We start from the raw sequence: 20959 nt of genomic DNA, 5'->3' as shown, positions 1-20959 counted from the left end.
ATGAACAAACTTGCACAACAAACCGATAAGTTCAGGCAGCTTCTGGATGAAGTGGGTACGGAAGTTGATAGCCTGAAAAAGGAAATTCGTGAGTTAAAGCGCGATAATGCTAAGCTTAAAGCCAAGCTTGAAGAAGAGCACGAAAAGCAAACAGATATCTTTTCAGCCATCAGCGAAAGCGAACGGCTTGCGCTCAGGCAACATGTGCAGGGCCTTATTTCAAAAATTGATCATCACCTGGGAGCTGATACATGAAATCCATAAAAGTTACTATTCTTGGAAAACAGTACCCGCTTAAAGTGGAAGACCACGAAGAAGAATCTATGATCAGGATCTGCAAGTTTGTGGATGATCGTTTCAAGACCTATCGCCAGCAATTGGTAAAACAACCGGAATCTACCGTAATGGTTCTTGCTGCACTCAGTATCGCTGAGGAACTATTTGAAGTGCGTAATGCAAACAGTGAACTCGAAAACAGTGAGGAAGTCCTTATGGAACGAGTGAACCACAGTTTAGAGCGACTACTTACCGAGATCAAAGAATAACCAATCCCATAATTTTAGGAGCTCATTTTGGCTGATACTATCAGCATTTTTTTTGTTGGAGACATTGTAGGTGACCCGGGTATTGAAATGACCAACACCTTCTTACCCAGCCTCATTAAGAAATACAACGCAGATTTTGTGATCGCCAATGCAGAAAATTCCCATGAAGGCTTTGGCACCAACCGCAGTATCGTCAAGAATCTTTTAAACCTTGGAGTAAATGTTGTCACCGGCGGTGACCATTCTTTTGATAAGTGGAAAATCTTCGACTACATGCGTGAGAATGATCACATCCTCCGCCCTCTCAACTATCCCAAAGGAAATGCAGGCCTGGGATTTAGCATCTTTCCGGTTCCCAACAAAGAAGATATCAAAGTTGGGGTTTTGAATTTACAAGGGCGCACTTTTATGAAAGCCATTGATGATCCCTTTACGGCCGCCGAATGGGCTTTAGAGAAAATGAGAGAAGAGACGAATATCATTTTTGTAGATTTCCATGCAGAGGCAACTGCCGAAAAGATCTCCTTAGGCTGGCACATTGACGGGAAGGCTTCTGTAATGGTTGGTACACATACACATGTTCAAACCAACGATGCACGTATTTTACCCGATGGACTTGGTTTCATCACCGATGCCGGAATGACCGGTTCTTTTGATTCTGTGATCGGGATGGATAAAAAAGTTTCCATTAAACGATTTATGACCGGTGTTCACCAGAAATACAGAGCCGCTAAGGGTGACAATCAACTGTGTGGGGTGTTTGCCAAAGTAGATATTGAAACCGGTAAATGTGTTCATATAGAGCCGGTAACCTATCCCGGTCTTACCAATACGGAAGGTTCATAATGGATAATTCAAAGATTGTTCTCGAAGCTAAAAATTTGCACAAAAGTTTCCCCGGAGGTCCTGACAAGGATGAGCTTCATGTTTTACAGGGCATGAATTTAGAAGTCACGGAAGGAAGTATTACCTCCATCATCGGTTCAAGCGGAAGCGGCAAAAGTACACTATTACATATTCTTGGCGGACTCGATCGTCCCGATAAAGGCGATGTCTTCTGGGATGGCAAGAACATCACTACTTATAAAACCGATGATCTGGCAGAGTTCCGAAACAGATATATAGGGTTTGTGTTTCAGTTTCATCATCTCCTGCCCGAGTTTACTGCAATTGAAAACGTAGCCATGCCCGGGCTGATCGCAGGCACTGAATCTAAAGAGGCCTTTGAGCGCGCTGAAGAATTGTTGGGCCTTTTTGGTATTGAAGGCAGAAAAGGTCACCGTCCCACACAGTTATCCGGAGGTGAGCAGCAACGGGTTTCTATGGCACGAGCCCTTATGAATAACCCCAGGATCATCTTAGCCGATGAACCTACAGGAAATCTGGATCAGGAAAATACCGATATCATTCTCGACCTTTTATTCAAGCTTAGAGAAGCCATGGGGGTATCTGTTTTGCTCATCACACATGAGAAAGAAATTGCACAACGCTCAGATCGAATATTAGAACTAAAAAAAGGGGTTTTAGAAACACTTTAGGGTTTTGGTAAGTCCCAAAAACAGTCCTATTTTCTGAATCTAAAAATCACAGTTATTTTAATTATACAAATATGTCTAAAAGGCTTTCAAAAGAAGAATTAGAATCCGATCCGCTGCTGGAGAATTATAAACGTGCTGCGGATTATTATGTCGCAAACAAAACCCAAATCATAACCATTGCCTTGGCTCTGATAATCGTTATCGGAGGCTTTTTTGGCTATAAGTATTATTCCTCTGCTCAGGAAAACCAGGCACAGGAACTCCTGTCCATAGCAGAAACTGCCTATATCCAGGGAAATTATGAAGAAGCCCTTTATGGCAACGATTTTGAATTGACCTATGGTTTTGATCAGATCGCTGAAGAATTTCCATGGACAAATGCAGGCAACCTTGCCAATTATTATGCAGCTGTTTCAAGTTTCGAACTTGGCGATATTGATAACGCTCTTATGTATATAGAAGCGTTCGACGTACCTGAAGGAATCCTTGGCGTTGGTCCCCTGACCTTCCATGCTAAAGTCTATCTGGCTCAGGAGAACTACACTGCAGCAGCCGATAAATTTGTTCAGGCAGCAGAATGGAATGAAAATGAGGTTACCACTCCCTCCAATCTCTACGAAGCCGCACAAGCTTATTATGAAGCTGAGAACTATGAACGAGCCACTGAGTTGGTTAACCGGGTTATCAATGATTACCCCGAAAGCACCAAATTGGCTGAGTCTCAGCGCCTGAAAGGGATGCTTGCTACAAAGTAATCAGTACTGATTTTATTGATCTGGAAAAAAGGCCTCAAACGAGGCCTTTTTTATTTGAATTCCATCTCATCAGTTAAAGAATCAAGGGGATAGACACAAAGATGAGTTTATCGGTTTATTTTCCTGGCTATTCTTCGGGCTGCTTCTTCAGCATCGGGCTGTTCTTCTTCTTCATCATTAAGGTGGAGGCCAATGGTATTCTCATCCTCTCCGGCCTGGATGGCATCCCAGGCTTCACTGGTTACGATCGTCTCTAAGTTTTGGAGCCTTTTTAAGATTCTCTCTTGTTGTTTTTCATTGCCTTCGAGGGACCTTCGAATTTCTTTAAAATCTCCCTTTAAAACCGTAGTTGATTCATCCAGATTTTCTCCAAGGCTTTCCATGTATTTACGATTCTTTATACCGTAAAATATCATCCCAAAAAGAACTAAAGCGGTTAAAGATCCCAATGAAAGAATTAACAAGGTTAAGTAGGTCATAACGGAATTGTGATTTTGAAAGAACCTTAGTTTCTAACTAATGTATACCAAGATTCCGGGAAAAAGTTATTTAATTAAAAAAGGATATTAAAAGAGTCTTCTCATTAGAAGTAGCATATTTACTGCGTTAGCTCATCGATGATAGCATTAAATCTCTGATCAAAATCTTTGTAATATTCTCCGGTTGCCGGACCGGTAAAGTAGCTATGTACATAACGGGCATATCCTCCCTTATCGATAAAAACCAAGGTAGGAAAAGCCAGTATCTCGTCCATAAAGGGAAAAGCTTCAGCAGCTTTGGTTTTAGAAAGTGGGCCGCCCAGGATCATAGGATATGGAATATCAAGACGATTTTTATACGTCTCAATTCTGCTTAAACCATACTCAGGAGAATAATTTGCCTCATAATTTACAGCCAACAGCTTAACATCCCGGTCAGAATTATTATCCACCCAATCTGTCAGATATCGGGTTTGGTCCTGACTGTTAGAGCACCAGGTTCCCATAAGTTGTACCACAAGCACGTTACCCTCATAGTCTTGTGGATCAATTTGCTGATCTGTAAGAGCTGCTAATTTTTTTAAATCCGGCCTGATGTTCTTTCCGGTTAGATCTACGATCTCAAATGGGTCAGGAAGCTCCGCTCCATTATCCTGTTCAGCCACCCAGGGGCGAGAATAACCTTCATCAAGAATTAGTTCTCCTTTCCACCTGTCTTCTTGCTCATTATAGCTTCCCTTCAATAAAAAAGAGTGGACTCCATCAAAAACAGACATCTCTAATTCGTTGCCTTCAACCTTCCCTTCAAAAAAACGATAATCGCTCACTTCAGTCATAATAGTTCCGGTAACACGATCCCCTTCCTGTTCAAAAAGTCCTACTGCAGGATATTCATCCGGCCGGCCAACATTTACTTTCATATTCCATCTGGAACCTACCTGTATTACATCTTCTTCTTGCTCTATAACATATCTAGGTGCTCCATAAACAGCCTTAAAATCATATTTACGATCATTATAATGCTTTATCAGGTATCCATTCATTATATCACTGTCAAACTTACTTACAGCCATTTTAAGTGTGATATCAAACCCAAACATGGGCACCGTTATAGTATCATTTTGAACGGTTGCGTTTATGGATGCACTGTCTTGACCATTGATAAAATTCAAAACCGGTGCGTTGGAGTTTTCCGGATAGCTGACTGTGAATGTGAAAGGGATAACGGTCAACTTCTCGCCTGTAGGTTGATAATGAATTTCCCCCCTCCAGCTCCCCTCTTTTGCATCCTGTGCATACAGACTGGTTTTTAACAAAAGAAGGAGAAAAAGCTTAAAGATAGTTTTTTTCATAGAATTCCAATTGGATAGCATAGATCAAGAAAGTACATTTTCACAGAGAGCCCAGATAACCATGTAGATCTTCATCTGACTCAATATTGAGTTTTTTCCTCAGCCGCGAACGACTAATGTAAACACTCGATGGTTTAATATTAAGAAGATTGGATATTTCTTTGGAATCAAAACCGAGTTTGATGTAGGCACAAAGACGAAGGTCATATCTTGTCAGTTCAGAAAATTCGTTTCTCAGTGTTGAGTAAAAATCTTTATGAAGTTCATCAATTTGAATTTCAAAGGTATTGTCATCTGAATTTATATGGGAGTCAACTATTTGTTGAAGCTCGGTTACTCTTCGTTCTATATTCTCTGGGCTTTCCTCAATTCGTTTTAGCTTTTCATTTAAAGACTCCAATATCCTATTTTTTTCGTCATTTTCCCGAGCTTTAGTAGCCAACTCTATGGTCTTGCTTTTAAGCTGTTCCTTAACATTCTCGAATTCGGCTTTTAACTTTGCCTCCTCAGCTTCTTTAATTTTTTGCCTGTACCGTTTTTCTTGTTTGTGCAGCGATTTTCTTTGATCCTTAAGCAGGGCTTTCTTCTGTTTTTTAAGTTTTGCTCCCTGTATGAAATAAACAACCCATATTAAAATATATGCCATGAATATGTAGGCAGTATAGGCATACCAGGTTCGATACCAAGGTGGGTTCACACTAAAATATATATTTTCAGCCGCTGTGATAGTTCCATCCACATTTGCTCTGACTGATAATTGGGAATCTCCATACTTCATTCCGATAAGTTCAATGATCCCTGAGCCAGACCAATCACTCCATTCTTCATTAGCATCAGTTTTGAACTGATACTCCACATCCTCTTGATTCGGTACTATACTTTCAACTCTAAGATTATTGAAAGTATAAGAGAGTTCTGCTCCTCCAAAGGTTTTTCTTACTTCATCATTATTGTAAGCTTTGACATTTCTGAATACTAATTGATATGCAGTATCCGGCTTACTTTTTTGCATGCTAAGATTCTTTAAGGCGAATCCATTATAAATGGGATAAAATTCAAATTCATAATTCAGTAAAACAGGCTTAGTTGTTCCCTGAAGTACATCTTCAACTTTCGAATTTAATTGATCTTGAATTTGACCTGAAAAGGATCCCTCTGAGGCAGAGTACTCAAATTTATGAGTATCTGTCAATACCTGAACTCCATCTTCTTCAATTCTCAAATACTGGTTGTTTCCGTCAAACTCTTCGGAAAGATAGATCTCTCTTTCCGTTGGATAAAGATCATCATCTAGAGAAGCTCTTATAACACCGTAATTAGGAATATTAACCCAAATAGTTTGTTCATCTTCGATCAGGATCTGATTACAAGAACCAACAATGAGTTCCATTTGCTTCCAATAAGACCACTCACTATTCTCTTTTCTGAAGATTGAGATGCCATTATAAGTCCCAACAAGTAAATGATCTTTATAAGGCTGAATAGTCCAAACCCCTCGCAGGTCACCAAGCCTGTTTAATTTGTTATCCTGCAATGTAAATAAGCCACGGTCGTGTCCTATCCAAATTTGATCTTCAATAGTTGTAAGCGACCATACCTGGCCCTCCGATCCTTCTATTATCTCAAAATTATCAAATTCACTTCTGTAGTTGTTCAGTTCATTCCAATCCGTTTTATATAACCCCTGATTAGTACCTAAATAAAAAGTATCCTCTCTGAGAATGGCGCTGTATCCGGTACCAAAATTCCCTCTGTAATCGTAGAAAAAGGTATGCTCGTTACTAAGATCTAAAAATGAAACCCCGTAATCCATTCCCAGCCAAAGATGGCCAAATGAACTTTGGTGCATGCTTAGAACCGTATTATTTTGCAGCCCCTTATTTTTATTTATGTGATGTAAAATATTGCCGTTCTTATCACTTATATACAACCCGTCTAAAATTGTCCCGAATGCAAGATGAGTATCATCAATTTGTTCAAAACTAAAAACATTACCTTCATTCAGAACTTGTGATAATTCTGTGTTGATTTGGCTAAAAACTTCATTTTTGTATTGATATAAACCTGAATTCTGACTTATCATGATCAGACTTCCCTCATATTCATATGCCCCTATCATCTCAGGAATATTGTTCTTTGGGAACCCGGGAACTTGTTTTGGAGAAAGATCTTCAATTCTAAATAATCCCCCTTCATCGAGAAAATAGAGTGTTTCGCTTACCGTAAAGCTATTCTGAATCTCAGTTGGAGCAGCAATCTTAGTTAGGTTACCCTCACTATATACATATATATTATTAGCTGACACAAAGAATACATTATCGTCGATGTAATGAATGTCCCAAAACTCCTCACTTATCCCTGTAAGATCTTCCCGAAATGGATAGAGTGAGGTGTATTCAAATTCCAGGTATTCGTTTCGTTTCCAAACCCCAAAATCCAAATCTGATCCGGTATATATCAATGAATCATTGACCACAACCAATGAACGTGTTATACCATCACTCCCTGAATAATTTTTCCATTCCCGGCCGTCATATTCCAGAATCCCACTATTGGAGGCCATGTAGGCTATTCCGTTAGGCGCAGTATCAATACTCCATATCTTGCCTTTGTGATCGTAATCAGCAGGTGTAAAATTTTTAAGATAGGGAACTCCTTTTTCAGGTAGCTGTTGAGACTGAAAAGCAAATATACTCCCAAAAAAGAAAATCAAATATGTAGCTAATAGGCTCAAATAGAAAAGGGTTAGCTAAAAATTAGTGTCTTATCGTTGCCGAATCATACTTTAAATCAAATGTGACTAATTATAATTCCTCTCAGTTTAACTAAAATTTTGTCCAAAATGCATCAATAGTATGAAGTCGGTATGAAGAGTATAAAAAAACCGATCCCATTTTGTAAGGAGATCGGTTTCATTATTATGTGAATTGATGTCAATTCTACTGTTATTTAATAAGTACCATGCTTTTCACTTGAACGGAGTTCTCTGTGGACAAACGGTATGTATAAATTCCGGAAGCCAGATTTGCTGCATTGAATGTGACCGAATATTCTCCGGCAGATCGGAATCCATCTACCAATGTAGCTACGAGTTGGCCCTGAATGTTAAATACTTCCAGTTTAACCTCTCCATTGCTCGGAATATTAAATGATATATTGGTTGTTGGGTTAAATGGGTTTGGATAATTCTGGTTCAGTGAGAACCCTTCAGGTATTTCTGCCCCATCTTCTATGCTTGTAGAAGTTTCTTTGTAGAAATAAAAGTTATCGATGTATGCCACATCTATAGTTCCATCAACTGTAAGAAGTATCTGATATATCTTGTCTCTTGCACTGCTTCCGCCACCAGCTATTGAGAAATTATCAAGTTCCACATCTAGTGAAACCCATTCATTAGATCTTGTAACCGGATTAGCAAGTATTATTGCACTTGTCTCACCTGCTGTACCTGGAAGGTTTCCATGGTTTGACAATTTAGGATTCAGTACTTCTCCTCCTGTCACATCATCTGCGATCCAGTAGTCAATGTGCATATGTGTGAAACTTGAAAGATCGATGGAATTTGCAAGTTGTATTCCACTGAAGTTATTTAAATTAAATTGCTTCACATCGTCACCTTCAACCTGTATATCAGTACTGGTAGAACCTTGACTCCATTCCGTTGCCCAGGAAGTAACTTCAATGTTGGTATAGGCATTGCTAAACAATGATATAACATCTGCTGCATCTCTGTCAGGGGGCGTAGGAGCGGCGGTCTGTGGCTCAGGTGCTTCTACTACTGGAGTCCCTTCTCCACCTTGTACTAAAGACACATTATCTATTACTACTATACCTACATCCGCACCCATATCGAACAGAACGCGACTGTTTGCAGAACCAAATCCTGTAGCTGTTAAAGGCAGGGTAAAAGTTTGGTTTTGATCGGTTAGCTCAATCTCTTGTGTTACTGAAACAAAGTCTCCTTCATTAAGTCCTATTCCTGCTATCATTGTCCGTGTATTTCCGGAACCGGTTGAAGCATCAAATTCGAGAATATAGTTTTCACCTTGAGTGATCTCCAGAACCTGGCTTAAATTCACATTAAAGGCTTGTCCTGCTGTTGCAACATCAGCAAAGAAATAACTATTTCCTCCTTCTTCCCTGATCTCACCGGCAGTATCTGTCCATGGAGCTCTTCCTGCTTCAAAATCTCCGTTGGTAAGAAGTTCTTCTCCGGTTCCGCCAGATCCGTCGTTCGCAGTAACAGAGATATCATCAACTAATATAGAGCCACCAGCATCCTGTACAGCTCCTGCTGCAATATTAAACAAGAACTTTACAAAATTTGCTGTGGCTGATATTGATGAGTGTGTAAATGTTAATGTAGTAAATCCAGTTTCATTAATATCGCCCGTAGCTGAAGGGTTTTCCTGAACAGATCCACTGATCTCTGTAAGAATAGACAAGTTCGTATTTGTCAATCCTTCAGATTTAATTGAAACAGAAACAGTAACATCAGTTTCTCCTCCAAAATCTATACCCGAAAATAATTTTTCAAGGATATAAGCTCGTCCTGCTGCAGGATCTGAGTTAACTCCGCTAAATCTCAATGCGCCGGTAGAACCTACACCTGCTGTTTCAGCCCATTCAAGTGTTATATCACCTGGTCTTGAAGCTGCATCTCCAGCAGTAGTCCAATCGTCAATAGATGTAGCTGCATCGAAGTCTTCTGTAAATATTACTGTCCCGGTCTGTGAAAATGCCAAACTAGACATCATAACCAGAGCAAATGTCAATATCGTTGTTAATATTGTTGTTTTCATGATCTTAGGGTTTGGTTGTTAATAGATTGTAGCTTTTTGTTCGATACTTTTTTTAAGTGTTCAATTATTTCTGTTATTGGTAAAATTATTTGCATGTATTTGCCTCCATTTTCTAACTCTCGATGATATGCTGAATAGCCAATTTTGGCTTTCTGTCAATATTAAAAAGGCCCCAGTGCTTCTCAGGTTCATAAGGCTCGGGTGCACCTTTCCAGTATTCATCAAAGGCCTCAAAGAAGAAGGTTGGAATGTCTTCTTCGGTTGCCCATTCTGTTACATTTTCGAAATAGTTCTTCTGGAATTCCTCATTTACTAATCTCGGTTCAATTCCTTTTCCATTAGACCTTGTGGTCCATCCTGCTTCAGTTATGACCACCGGTTTGTGAGGATATTTTTTTTGAACGGAGTAGAAATTTTCTTTGGTGTAAGAAAGAGCTTCTTCAATGGGTTTATATTCCCAAACCGGATAAGTGTGTATTGATATAAAGTCTACGGTTTCGGCAAGCTCTTCCAGCTTGGATAGCCATGGAACATAATTCTCACAAAATGTAACCGGTTGCTTTGCTCCTTCCTGAACCTGCTGTACATAGCTCAATACTTTTTCTTCAGGCACATAATGATCAGTCCATCCTACGCATGCTTCATTTCCAACTGATAATGAAAAGATGATGTCCGGATATTGGTTGCCGAATTCAATAAGTCGTTCAATCTTTTTCTGATTGAAGAGCTCATTCTGTTCCAGCTGTACTTTGGGATAAACACCTCCCCCCCAGGGACAATTGAAATTATTTTGCTCTGCCACGATATAAGACCCAAGCATGATCTTGAACTCAAAGCCTTCCCTTTGGATCACATCAATGACTGTTTGAGCATGAGCATCACAATCAAACAGCCGCAGATATTTCCAATGCTTATGAAGTAGACCCAAGTCTTCTTTGACCTCCTCGTAAGCAGGCAATTTTTTACCGGGTTGTTGACCATTTCTATAACCTGAGTAGCAAATTGCAGGTCCCGGTTCGATCCCAATTTTTTTAAAGCTATTCATAATCAATATTTTAAATTTCCCTGGGCGTCCCAGATTCCCCAGTAAGCTCCAACTTCCCCTTCACTGCTGACCTTCCATGACTCATCAAACGAGGAGAAATAAAACACTTCTATGTCTTCGTCCTGTGACCATAAATTGGTGTTAACGAAATATCGAATAGCATTTTCTTTTGATGGAACAGCACCACCAAGAGCCTCACCTTTGCTTGGCCATCCGGTTTCAGTGATGATCACTTTTTTACCTTTTCCGGCCTCTTTTGCCTGATAATACATTTGGCGCATATGCTGAAATGAATCTTCAAAGGATGTTCCCTCCCAATATGGATAGCAGTTGCAGAGGATCAGATTGCATACATCGACCAATGCAGGACGTTGTACAAATTCATAGTAGGCATCCACGTAGCCGACAGGGATATCCGTTAATTCGGCCTTAACATTTCCGATATATTCTAATAGCTCTTCTTCAGTCAGGTCATCTCTGTAAAGCACTTCATTCCCTACAGCAGCGATGTCTACATATCCATCTTTCGCTAAACGGATCAAACTTTCGATCTCTTCATCGTTCTTATCTTTATCACTCCCAAGCCAGGCTCCAACAAGGGTCTTGAGGCCATATTCTTTCGCAATAACCGGTATAAGCTCGTTTCCTTCCGTGCATGAGAACGTTCTGATCCATTCAGAATGCTGTTTTATCTTCTCAATTCTTCGCCGGATCTGGCCTTCAGATACCGTATCACCTGGAGACTGACCTTCCTCATACAGGCTAAAGCAAAAGCCGTGAATGCCATCGTTCAGGACTTCCCTGAACAGACAGTTAATATCCAGATCTGGTTCTCCGTCTATGTAATTCAGGTCGGATACTGATCCTGAACGCTTGTAAGTCAAATATTTTTCTTCTCTGAATGACATCTTAGTTTACTTTTAACTGTTCATTTTTATTCCAAAGTCCCCATCTCGCTCCTACATCACCTTCGTGTCGGGCTTTCCAGGATTCGTCAAATGAGGAGAAGTAAAACACTTCAACCTCCTCCTTTTCACTCCATTTCTTTAAGCGAATGAAGTATTTCATCATATTTTCGATGGACGGTTCTGCCTGATCCACGTTTTTCCCATATGTTGGCCATCCTGTTTCTGCAATGATGACTTTTTTATTACCGGCAACCTCTTTTATCACATCATACATTTTTGTCAAATACATTGATGAGTGATCGGAATCGTAGCCTTCCCAGAATGGATAGCAATTAGCCAGTATCACATCACATGCTTCAATCACTTTCGGGCTTTTATGGAGTTGATAGTACGTATCCACATAACTCACCTTCACCCCGGGCAGCGCCTCTTTTACTTTTTTGATGTATCCCACGATCTCATCTTCACTTAGTTCTTCTCTCAGCAGACATTCATTACCTACAGTGACTATATCTGCATGACCGGCTTTGGCAATCTTAATTAGATTCTGAATCTCTGTTTCATTTGCTTCCAGATTATTATCAATCCAAGCACCAACTATGGTCTTTAATCCCATTTTTTTGGCAACTTCGGGGATGTATTCGTTACCATCAGTACATGAGAATGAACGAACCCAGCTGGTATGTGGAGCCACTACTTTCATTCTCTTCTCAATTTGTTCTCTTGATAGCTGATCACCCAGACTCTGGCCTTCCAGGTAAGGACTAAAACAAATCCCATGTATGCCGCTGTTCAAAGACTCCTTGAAGCTACTCTTTAGCTTCCTCATACTTAGTTTGTTGATCTCGGCTGAGATCGCCTCTACTTCGGGATCGACAGATGTCATAGAAAGCAGCATATCTTTCTGATAAAAATAGGGAGCCGGAGCTGCTTCCTTTTCTGCTTTGCGAGCATCCAGGATTTCCCGAACCTCATTAGCTTTTTCTTCGGTTACGTCATAATCACGCATTACCCAAAGTGCCACCATTGTTCCAAACATTGGTAAGCCGGAAAAGAATAACCTTAATCCTGTGATTGCTCCCTCAGGCTGTACATCCAGGTTTCCGTCAAAACCTACTACGGTCAAAATTACACCGCTTAATCCACCAGCAATCGCAAAACCAAATTTCACCATATACCAGTAGATCGCACCAAATATTCCTTCTCTACGTTTTCCATATTTGAGTTCATCAAGATCGATCACATCCGCAGTCATAGACATCATCAATACAAACAAACTCCCGATCCCAAAAGAGTGGAAAGGCAATGCCAGCAAGAACAACCATGGTTTTCCGGGAACAAATAGAAACCACAAACTGGCGTATCCAAACAATGATATTGTTTGGGATATCATAAATGCATTTTTCTTGCCCAGCTTTTTTGACATGCGAGCCACAATAGGAATCACCAGAAAAGTGGTAACTAATGCTCCCGCGCTTCCAAACAGTGGAGTCCAAATACCCGCTTCTCCGGCGTTTCCTCCAAACAAATACCAGACTATAATGAAGAATGAAAAACCGGCAACGGTATTAAAGGCATTAAAAATGAAGAAGGTAGAAATACAGAGCTTTCGAAACGGAACTGAAGAAAATGCTTCTTTGAAACCACGTAAAATTTCCTTCAGGCTTCGCCCAACGTTCTTCAGTGTGAGTGGTTCATAATCCTCATTGACAGTAGATCTTCCAGGAATAAAAAGACCGGGAATCATAGCACACAGAGCAAAAACTACTCCTACCCAGATAGCAAGTTCACGAGTAGCTACTTCAGCGGTTGGGAACCACTCCGGATCATACATGATCACCCAAAACCAGGGAGCAATGACCCAGGCCCATTGACCGATCCATTGTGCGATCGCCATAATTTCAGTTCGCTCATGGAAATCGTCACTCATTTCATAACCAATAGCTACATAAGGAACACTGAATATGGTTAAGCCAATGTAGAAAGCGAATGACCAGAACAAGAAGTAGCCGAAGTTATAGTTTACTGTGTTTTCAGCGTATAGCTGCCACATGATCGTAAAAGCTACTCCCATTATTACCGCACCTGTGATCACATATTGCTTTCTGCGTCCCCATCTTGAACGGGTATTATCAGATATAAAGCCCATAATAGGATCGGTAACGGCGTCAAGAACCCGGGGTAAGAAGTAAACAATCCCCCACATCCAGCCCGGAAAACCAAGATTCTGCACCAACACTACCATAAATATTCCCAATGTGGCGGGAAACATCTGATTAGCCAGCATACCCATCCCGAATGCTATCTTATGACGATAGGGCACCTTCTTTTTTAATGCTTTAGGCTGTGACATCTTTTATTGATTTATGGTTTAAGACCGATCATTTATGGGAGGGATTAGCACGGTTTGAATAGCTTTTCCCTTTATTTCAAAGGAGACTGTTTTTCCATTCAGATCTAATTGTATCCCTTTAGAATTCTCTTCCTGATTTAGAAGAACCACCGCAATGGTTCCATCAGGATTTTGAACCGCTGTAAGCATTAATTCATCTCCTGTTTGGCTGTGACCAATCCTTACTGCACCCGGACGAATCCACCGGCTGAAATGTGACATGGTGTAATACAGAGGTGTGAAATAAACTTCGTCTGCATCAGGGTCTACAATAACAGGAGCTACACACCAGTTTTCTGCCCAATTTGGCCCGCCTTGACGATTCAGAACCATGTTCCAATCCACCCAGCCATCTACCCAATTGTTGAGTGTTCCGATCATATCCCGGGCATAACGGAAAACCGGCACATATTTGGGGTGAAGGTGTTTCCGATCTTCAGGTGCCCAATCCCAGCCCCAATCTGTTGCTTCTTTCGACCAATACCAGTCATCGTCTTTCCAGGCAGGTATTTCAGCATCCACCGTTGCTTCTGTTTGGATCAGATGTTTATCAGGGGCTTTTTGGTGAGCATACTGAAGTTCTTCAGCAAAGATCTTGTAGGTACTCGCATACCAGTGCACCGCCGTTCCATCATAGTATTGAGCAGCTTCTTCATCATCGTACATAGCATCAACCCACTCAATAAGCTCTTCGTGGCGATTTTGATCGTAGCCCAGAATTTTTACATCCGGCCATTCTTCTCTTAAGATCGGACCAAGATGACCTTTCACGAATTCGTTTTGTTCTTCCGGAGTGTAGTGCATACTCTCCCAGTTACTGTCGTTACCTAAAGGTTCGTTCTCAACTGTGATACCCCATATATCGATACCTTCATCTTCATAAGCTTGCAGGTATTTTGAAAAGAACAGCGCCCATGTGTCATAGTATTCCGGTAAAAGCTTTCCGCCCTCCCATTCCTTATTATCTTTCATCCAGGGCGGGGCCGTCCATGGCGAGGATATGATCTTGAAACCATCTTCTGAGATAGCCATGGCATCTTTAATCATAGGAATGATATCATCACGGTCTTCTTCAATAGAGAAGTTTTCGAGTTCAGTATCACCTTCAATAGGTGCATAGGAGTAATTACCCAATGAGAAATCGCTGGAATTCATATGAGTTCTGGTAAGCGAATATTTCGCCCCTGACTCTCCGAAGTATGCCACTAGTATCTTATCCCTGTTTTTATCACTCAATTGATTTAACAAGTAAGCGGATGCCTCTGTGAAGGAACCTCCAATTCCTGTGATCTCCTGAAATGTCTCCTCAGGATCCAATACCACTTTTACTTGAGATGTTACTTCCCGGAATTCCTCTAGTTTTGTAAGCTTATTTCCACTTTCCGATGTTTCAAAAATTTCAACTTCAAGTTGCCGTTCTTTAGTACAACCAACCATTAGGACGATCATTAAAAGTGGAGCAATAAATTGAATGAAGTTCAGCATTTAGTTCTCCCCACTTACTCTTGTTTGAATTTCTTCGTTGGTTGGGGGCACACTCACGGTTTTCATAAGGGAATCGATATCGCCCCCGAAGGTTTTCGTGATCGGCATTCCATCTCTGGTCAATCCTTCGAATGCCCCGGCATCAACTTTATCCCAAAGTGCATATTTGGCCTGTGACTGAAGATTGATCAACCCAAAATGGTTTTCCGATCCCTGCTGATTTTCAGCGTCTTTCCACTTCTCATCAAAAGCTTCGAAATAGAAAACTGAGACATCATTCTCTTCAGACCACTCACGGATCATTTCATGAAACCGGGCTGATTTAAACTCATCAGTAGCCTTCGACCCATCATCCCCGTAGTATCCATTTGATACCGTTGCCCATCCGGTCTCACCGATATGAACCTGTTTACTTACACCCAGGCTCTCCATGTAATCGACCACACTTTGATATTGAGATATAGCATAATCGAGTGATCGCTGCATGGCTGCTTCGATCTTTTCCATGTCAGAACGATCCTCTTCACCATCTCTTAGACCCCAAAAAACCGGATTGTAATGGGTGTCATGCATTGGGTAAGTATGCATGGAAATGTAATCCACGGCTTCAATAAGTTTATTCAGGTCTTCTTTATGATAGGCAGGATCTCCTCCACCCCAGGAAGCAAAATTGTCGGAACTTGTGATCCATAGAGTTTCGGGCAGTTCCCCTGATTCTTTTAATCCCTGAAGATGATCTACCCATCTCAGAATAATTCCCGGCTCCACGTAATATTCGGTTTGCCAGTGTACCATAGCTTCATTTCCGACGGCGATGATCTTTACAATATCAGGATATTCCCTGGCTAAAGCGGCAGCGCGATCGATCTCTTCAGCATTGCGGGGACTGTCTTCATCCCTGATTCGTTCCGGTTCATCTGTCCACGCATTTTTTGCATCTATCCATGCCCCCATCATCACGTACATCTCAAAATCAGGACCATCTGCTTTCATTTCCCTGATCGCCTTTAATAATCGGGGGACTGCATCGAGATATACGTTATAAGTTCGGACCATTTTAATGCCCATAGCAGAAAGTATCTTCATGTCTTCCTTCAATTCACCGATAGAGGGAACACTATCACGGGTGATCTCCCTATAACCACTATAAGAGATGGCCGGATATGCTACTGGGTCTTGTAGGATTTCTTCTGCTGTCACGTTCGTAGTATCTGAGTTTTCACGGGGTTGGTTATTGCAGCCAATTATTAGAACGGAACCCAATAGGATCAGGAAACTGAATGAATGATGAGTGAGTGAGTATTTCATGATTCCTGACCCTGGGTTACCGAAGTTTTTCTTTATTGAGTGAGACATTGATTCTTGTTACCACACCCGTTCTCTGAAAAATGTGGTCGGTTGTTTCTTCGTCAAGTTTTGGCTGATTAAAGGTTCTTGATGTGCCATCTTTATGGATCACTTCAACAGTTTCAGATTCAGCGGTCCTATAAATAACCGGTACCTGACAGCAAGTAAATGCCAATGCATTATCAGGAATATTCAACTCATACTTCTCTTTATTAAGAGATACCAACTTCAGGGTTTGCTCATTTTTTGTGAATTCCTCTGCTTTCAGCAGTGTTGGATTGAAATTCAACACTCCGTTTTCAATCTCTAGCCCCAGCTCTCCAATTCTAACAAGAATATCCTCTTTGACCTGTCCTGTCATTCCAGGTTGTTGGGCACCTCTATGACTTGGAGTGTGTGAGTACGGGTCAGTTGGAAAAGCCCCATAAACCTCAGGAGATTTATGAATACCAATTCCCTCTCCTATTTCATCGAAATGTTTGGCGAGTTTTTGTTGAATATTCGTATCAGCCTTGGCCGTTGCAGCACGTTTACAAACTTCCTCAACAGCTAAGTACAATTTTGAAACCATATGCCAGTAGATAGACCCCAGGCCTTCATAGCCAAAGAAAGTCCCGGAACGACCCGTGAATGCTTTGTGATCAAATACCTCTTCAAATATATTCAGGAGAAGCTGCTCCTCCTTTTTTGCGAGGTCTTCGTAAGCCCCGGACTGCAACTCATTTAAGGCCTTCTTAAGATCTCTTGCGTTCTTAAAGTTTCCATTGAAATGATAGCCTCCCTCAACATCCTGATTTATAATTGTTTGATCTCCATTTTCTATCATCTTCCTTAGTAACTCTGACTTCTTTACAAGCTTCTCAGGGATGTTATTTTTCTTAAGGAAACCGGGGAGATCTTTGTTTGGATACAATATGTAGCTTTGCTGATCCTCTCTATACAGCGCACTGTTTCTCAAAGCATTAAGTACCTTTAGGGATTCCTCTGATGACAAGTAATTTGCGCTTAAGACGGCAACCTGTCCTTCCAGCATTTCATCCAGGTTTGAAATGCTTATACCATTTTTCGAGAAGCTCATAAGATTATAAGCGTGGTATAGGTCATCTTCCCTCTTGTTGGCCCTAATAGAGTGTTCCAGATAACTCAGGGTCATTGAAATGAAACCGGAGACCTCATCCAATGAGACAGCTGATCGCTTACCACTGAAGCCGTTTTTGTAGATCTTCGCTCTGTAATCACTACCGGCTTTCCCCAATCTTTCTGTTATGACTTTTCTTTGGTTGTCATTGATATCTCCTGACAGAAGGTTTTCATATTCTTTAAGCACCTTTATGATTCCCTCAAACATGATCTTGAGTTCTTCAGATACTTTGATATCATTTTGAGGGAGGCCATTTACTACCGGTTTCAGAAACTTCAGAAACCGATGTAAATAGTAGAGTGTTACCATCGATACGCCATTGCCCACTAAAGCGTTATTCGCATCATTCCACTCCGGTCGTTGTGTGTTCATCCATATTCCTGCTTCGGGAACAAAATTGGAAACTTTTGCAAGCACCGTAGCAAGGATCTTCTCCACAAAATTAACGTGGTGTATCTCATTATGGGCACTGCCAAGCAATGCGCCATCAGCACCTTTCTCGTCCACTTTTTGGCGAATATCAGCGTCTGATTCCTCATCAAACTCAATGGTATCCTTGGGATCATGGGCTATGTCCTCATACGATTTAATGCGGTATGGAACATTGGCATATACAAACTGATCCTTTTCAAACAGTTCAGTTAATCCAGCCTTTCCATGACTTTCATAAAATTCCAGAAACTTGAGCAGGTAAATGATCTGATGATCGCCCCAATACCCGATGTAAGACCATGGATCGTCAGGTTCAATGGTTTCCCAGTCAAATCCACCTTTTGTTACCCTATATGGATTATATCCATCGAAGGTTGAGGCATTTAAAAATTTATATATCATGCCCTCAATAAACCCAGGATAGGAATGAACAAGCGCTTCCCAGTTCTGGAAGATATCTCTCCAGTTGCCTTCATAATCCAGGATCTTTGACCCGTCCACTTCACTGTTGGTGTTAATGGAGAACTTATTCCATGGGCGACTGGGATCTCCGTGGCGACGACTGAATTTTAGAGGAAGGTATTCTTTACCAAGACGGATCAGATCTGTATCATCAGATCCTTCTAACAGCTTATCCAATTCTCTTTTTTCAAAATGGTCGTCAAGTTTATTTATAAACTCTTGGTTGTTTTGATAAACTTTCTTGCTGGCATTTTGAAGATATTTGGAAAAATCACCCTTTTCGATCTTATAATTATGATCGAAGGTGCCTCCTCTCATAATGTTGAAAAGCGTGTTAGAATAATGACGTGCATCTTGTAATTTATCGTTGCTAAGCTGGATACCATCTGCACCTGCAACCAATTCCAGTAATTTATTTGTGCCCCTGAAAATATCCTTCTCAACTTTTTCCCAAAGGTTATTGTCAGAATGTATAGCACTGCTCAATTCAATAACCTGAGCTTGATTCTGATTAACATTCGCAATAATAGCCCAACTAGTCCTTGAACCGCCCTCCAGGTTGAGATCTTTGGTTACGAAATAGGCGCCTTTCTCTCCTTTTATATCCGTTTCTTCTTTAAGAGGTTCTTTATTTCTAAACTGATCAAGTTGTAATGAGGAAAGAAGATACGTTGGGTTATCAAGTCCCAGTGACCATGCTACGTTGGCCTTTAGCGCTTCACTGGGTTCGGCTTTATCAACTATGATTGCGCTCAGGGCAAAAATACCTAGACCCGACCCTTTTTCAAGCTCGTTTCTCTTATAAGCATCCACCAGGTTACTGGATCTCATTTGAAGATCACTGCTTACACCATATGGCATTATGTTCTGAATGCCATCGAGCAGGGTTACATCCTTAGGCTGATCCGTTAAGCTGGTCAATTCGGACTTCTTGACGAAGCCATACAAATTACTCGAATTCCACTGATAGCTAAATTTCAAGCCAAGATCATGATTGATCTCCTCAAACATGATCTTATTTCCGAAACGGTTCTTATATAAGTTTCGGGTGATCTCAAAGCGACCGGTATGTCTTTCAGTAAACGGTTCCCAGATAAGAGTATCATTACCCTTTGAAACCTGGAAGATCGTTCTACTTCCGGTGGTATGCGCCAATTCTGTGATCTTGTCCTCCGTGTAATAAGGAAAGAGTGCATATTCTGCATTCTTTCGTCCGGCTGTTAGGCCACCATTACTTGAAATAAACATCCAGTGATTGGAATCACTTACAATGCTCATGAAAAAAGGTCTCAGTTCGTCAAAATCTGAGATCTTGAACCAGTCTTCATTTTGTATTTCCTTGAGGGTAATTGACACGATAAATTGAAGTACTTCTTGTTTAGTATTTAAATTTTGTTACGCTAGTTGTTTCCAGCTTACTCTTCATAAACTCTGACGTAGTCCACAAGCATGGTTTGTGGAAAAGGGGTTGCATCAGTAGGTGAACCAACAAATGATCCCCCTACGGCTACATTCAAAATGATATAAAAGGAGTTGTCGTTGAAAACCCATTCCCCTCCTACATCCTCAGGAGTGATTTCGTTGTAAAGCGTATCATCCAGATAGTATTTGATGAAATCAGGCCCCCACTCGATAGCAAATACATGAAATTCAGTATCGAACCTGCCATTGGTTAACTGATACCTGTCTGTGACCGCATTGCCGGCTGAATAACCGGGACCGTGAACAGATCCATGGACAATTGTTGGTTCTTGTCCGCGGTATTCCATGATGTCGATCTCACCAATTTGCGGCCAGCTAACCGTTCCACCCGAGTCATCACCAAGTAACCAGAATGCCGGCCAGATCCCTCGTCCAAACGGCAGCATAATGCGAGCTTCATATCGTCCGTAGGTACTCTCAAATTTACCTCGTGTCAGTATTTTGGCTGAGGTATAGTTTGACCCATTGAAGGGTTCTTTTCTAGCCGTGATCTCGAGCATGCCGTCTTCGACCTTGATATTTTCAGGGCGGTCAGTGTAATACTGTAGTTCGTTATTACCCCAACCAGGCTGCCCGAAAATCTCTACTCCGGTGCCGATATCATTGGACCATAGTTCCGAATCAGGACTTCCATCCTGTTCGAACTCATCTTGCCACACAATAGTTGTATAGCTTTCTTCCGGTTCATTATTACTGTCGCATGCCACAGTAAAGGAGATCAGAAGAGTCAGTATCAACATTGATTGAGTGTATCTTTTCATAAAACCTGTTGTGTTAATTTTACACGTTGAGCT

Annotated in this window: 16 protein-coding genes; 5 read left to right on the top strand and 11 right to left on the bottom strand. The window is 41.1% G+C overall.

What is annotated here, in order from left to right:
- The 5 genes from ACFSVN_RS13315 to ACFSVN_RS13295 all read left to right on the top strand — a co-directional run bounded on the left by ACFSVN_RS13315 (window position 1) and on the right by ACFSVN_RS13295 (window position 2838).
- On the top strand, window positions 1–255 hold the full coding sequence (locus ACFSVN_RS13315; protein ID WP_390303752.1) for a hypothetical protein: 255 nt from the start codon (window positions 1–3) through the stop codon (window positions 253–255).
- The gene (locus ACFSVN_RS13310; protein WP_390303749.1) at window positions 252–545 is read left to right on the top strand and encodes a cell division protein ZapA; all 294 of its coding nucleotides are present in this window, start codon (window positions 252–254) and stop codon (window positions 543–545) included. Before ACFSVN_RS13315 ends, ACFSVN_RS13310 begins: the two co-directional genes overlap by 4 nt.
- Before the next feature lie 27 nt (window positions 546–572).
- Entirely contained in the window at window positions 573–1391 is an 819-nt protein-coding gene (locus ACFSVN_RS13305; RefSeq protein ID WP_390303746.1) for a TIGR00282 family metallophosphoesterase, read from the top strand.
- A complete protein-coding gene (locus ACFSVN_RS13300; protein ID WP_390303743.1) occupies window positions 1391–2083 on the top strand; it encodes an ABC transporter ATP-binding protein in 693 nt (230 codons plus the stop codon). Before ACFSVN_RS13305 ends, ACFSVN_RS13300 begins: the two co-directional genes overlap by 1 nt.
- Window positions 2084–2154: 71 nt before the next feature.
- Complete coding sequence (locus ACFSVN_RS13295; protein WP_390303740.1) at window positions 2155–2838, top strand: tetratricopeptide repeat protein; 684 nt, start codon at window positions 2155–2157, stop codon at window positions 2836–2838.
- Between the two features lie 107 nt (window positions 2839–2945).
- Here the strand turns inward: ACFSVN_RS13295 and ACFSVN_RS13290 are convergent, their stop codons facing one another.
- The 11 genes from ACFSVN_RS13290 to ACFSVN_RS13240 form a co-directional block, all read right to left on the bottom strand.
- A complete protein-coding gene (locus ACFSVN_RS13290) occupies window positions 2946–3317 on the bottom strand; it encodes a hypothetical protein (RefSeq protein ID WP_390303737.1) in 372 nt (123 codons plus the stop codon).
- 119 nt (window positions 3318–3436) lie between these two features.
- Entirely contained in the window at window positions 3437–4669 is a 1233-nt protein-coding gene (locus ACFSVN_RS13285; protein ID WP_390303734.1) for a TlpA family protein disulfide reductase, read from the bottom strand.
- A 40-nt stretch (window positions 4670–4709) separates the two neighbouring features.
- On the bottom strand, window positions 4710–7403 hold the full coding sequence (locus ACFSVN_RS13280; protein WP_390303731.1) for a ligand-binding sensor domain-containing protein: 2694 nt from the start codon (window positions 7401–7403) through the stop codon (window positions 4710–4712).
- A gap of 211 nt (window positions 7404–7614) precedes the next feature.
- Window positions 7615–9471, bottom strand: a complete 1857-nt coding sequence (locus ACFSVN_RS13275) for a T9SS type A sorting domain-containing protein (RefSeq protein WP_390303728.1) — start codon at window positions 9469–9471, stop codon at window positions 7615–7617.
- A 112-nt stretch (window positions 9472–9583) separates the two neighbouring features.
- On the bottom strand, window positions 9584–10516 hold the full coding sequence (locus ACFSVN_RS13270; protein ID WP_390303725.1) for a glycoside hydrolase family 17 protein: 933 nt from the start codon (window positions 10514–10516) through the stop codon (window positions 9584–9586).
- Between the two features lie 2 nt (window positions 10517–10518).
- Entirely contained in the window at window positions 10519–11424 is a 906-nt protein-coding gene (locus ACFSVN_RS13265; RefSeq protein ID WP_390303722.1) for a glycoside hydrolase family 17 protein, read from the bottom strand.
- Between the two features lies 1 nt (window position 11425).
- Window positions 11426–13777, bottom strand: a complete 2352-nt coding sequence (locus tag ACFSVN_RS13260) for an MFS transporter (RefSeq protein ID WP_390303719.1) — start codon at window positions 13775–13777, stop codon at window positions 11426–11428.
- Between the two features lie 18 nt (window positions 13778–13795).
- Window positions 13796–15265 (bottom strand): glycoside hydrolase family 30 protein, encoded by a 1470-nt coding sequence (locus ACFSVN_RS13255; protein WP_390303873.1) that lies wholly within the window; start codon window positions 15263–15265, stop codon window positions 13796–13798.
- A 36-nt stretch (window positions 15266–15301) separates the two neighbouring features.
- Window positions 15302–16609, bottom strand: a complete 1308-nt coding sequence (locus ACFSVN_RS13250; protein ID WP_390303716.1) for a glycosyl hydrolase family 17 protein — start codon at window positions 16607–16609, stop codon at window positions 15302–15304.
- A 16-nt stretch (window positions 16610–16625) separates the two neighbouring features.
- On the bottom strand, window positions 16626–20039 hold the full coding sequence (locus ACFSVN_RS13245; RefSeq protein WP_390303713.1) for a hypothetical protein: 3414 nt from the start codon (window positions 20037–20039) through the stop codon (window positions 16626–16628).
- Window positions 20040–20098: 59 nt separating this feature from the next.
- Window positions 20099–20926 carry a glycoside hydrolase family 16 protein gene (locus ACFSVN_RS13240; protein WP_390303710.1) on the bottom strand — a complete coding sequence of 276 codons (828 nt, stop codon included), beginning with the start codon at window positions 20924–20926 and terminating at the stop codon, window positions 20099–20101.
- Window positions 20927–20959: the final 33 nt, after the last annotated feature.

The organism is Gracilimonas halophila (genome assembly GCF_042684365.1).
In the GTDB taxonomy this organism is placed as follows: Bacteria; Bacteroidota; Rhodothermia; order Balneolales; family Balneolaceae; genus Gracilimonas; species Gracilimonas halophila.
This window is presented reverse-complemented; position numbering and strand designations above follow the sequence as displayed.

Coding starts and splice junctions, on each gene's coding strand:
- ACFSVN_RS13270 (WP_390303725.1), bottom strand. CDS start 10,516: ATGAATAGCTTTAAAAAAATTGGGATCGAACCGGGACCTGCAATTTGC.
- ACFSVN_RS13300 (WP_390303743.1), top strand. CDS start 1,391: ATGGATAATTCAAAGATTGTTCTCGAAGCTAAAAATTTGCACAAAAGT.
- ACFSVN_RS13260 (WP_390303719.1), bottom strand. CDS start 13,777: ATGTCACAGCCTAAAGCATTAAAAAAGAAGGTGCCCTATCGTCATAAG.
- ACFSVN_RS13240 (WP_390303710.1), bottom strand. CDS start 20,926: ATGAAAAGATACACTCAATCAATGTTGATACTGACTCTTCTGATCTCC.
- ACFSVN_RS13265 (WP_390303722.1), bottom strand. CDS start 11,424: ATGTCATTCAGAGAAGAAAAATATTTGACTTACAAGCGTTCAGGATCA.
- ACFSVN_RS13275 (WP_390303728.1), bottom strand. CDS start 9,471: ATGAAAACAACAATATTAACAACGATATTGACATTTGCTCTGGTTATG.
- ACFSVN_RS13295 (WP_390303740.1), top strand. CDS start 2,155: ATGTCTAAAAGGCTTTCAAAAGAAGAATTAGAATCCGATCCGCTGCTG.
- ACFSVN_RS13285 (WP_390303734.1), bottom strand. CDS start 4,669: ATGAAAAAAACTATCTTTAAGCTTTTTCTCCTTCTTTTGTTAAAAACC.
- ACFSVN_RS13315 (WP_390303752.1), top strand. CDS start 1: ATGAACAAACTTGCACAACAAACCGATAAGTTCAGGCAGCTTCTGGAT.
- ACFSVN_RS13290 (WP_390303737.1), bottom strand. CDS start 3,317: ATGACCTACTTAACCTTGTTAATTCTTTCATTGGGATCTTTAACCGCT.
- ACFSVN_RS13255 (WP_390303873.1), bottom strand. CDS start 15,265: ATGATCGTCCTAATGGTTGGTTGTACTAAAGAACGGCAACTTGAAGTT.
- ACFSVN_RS13250 (WP_390303716.1), bottom strand. CDS start 16,609: ATGAAATACTCACTCACTCATCATTCATTCAGTTTCCTGATCCTATTG.
- ACFSVN_RS13310 (WP_390303749.1), top strand. CDS start 252: ATGAAATCCATAAAAGTTACTATTCTTGGAAAACAGTACCCGCTTAAA.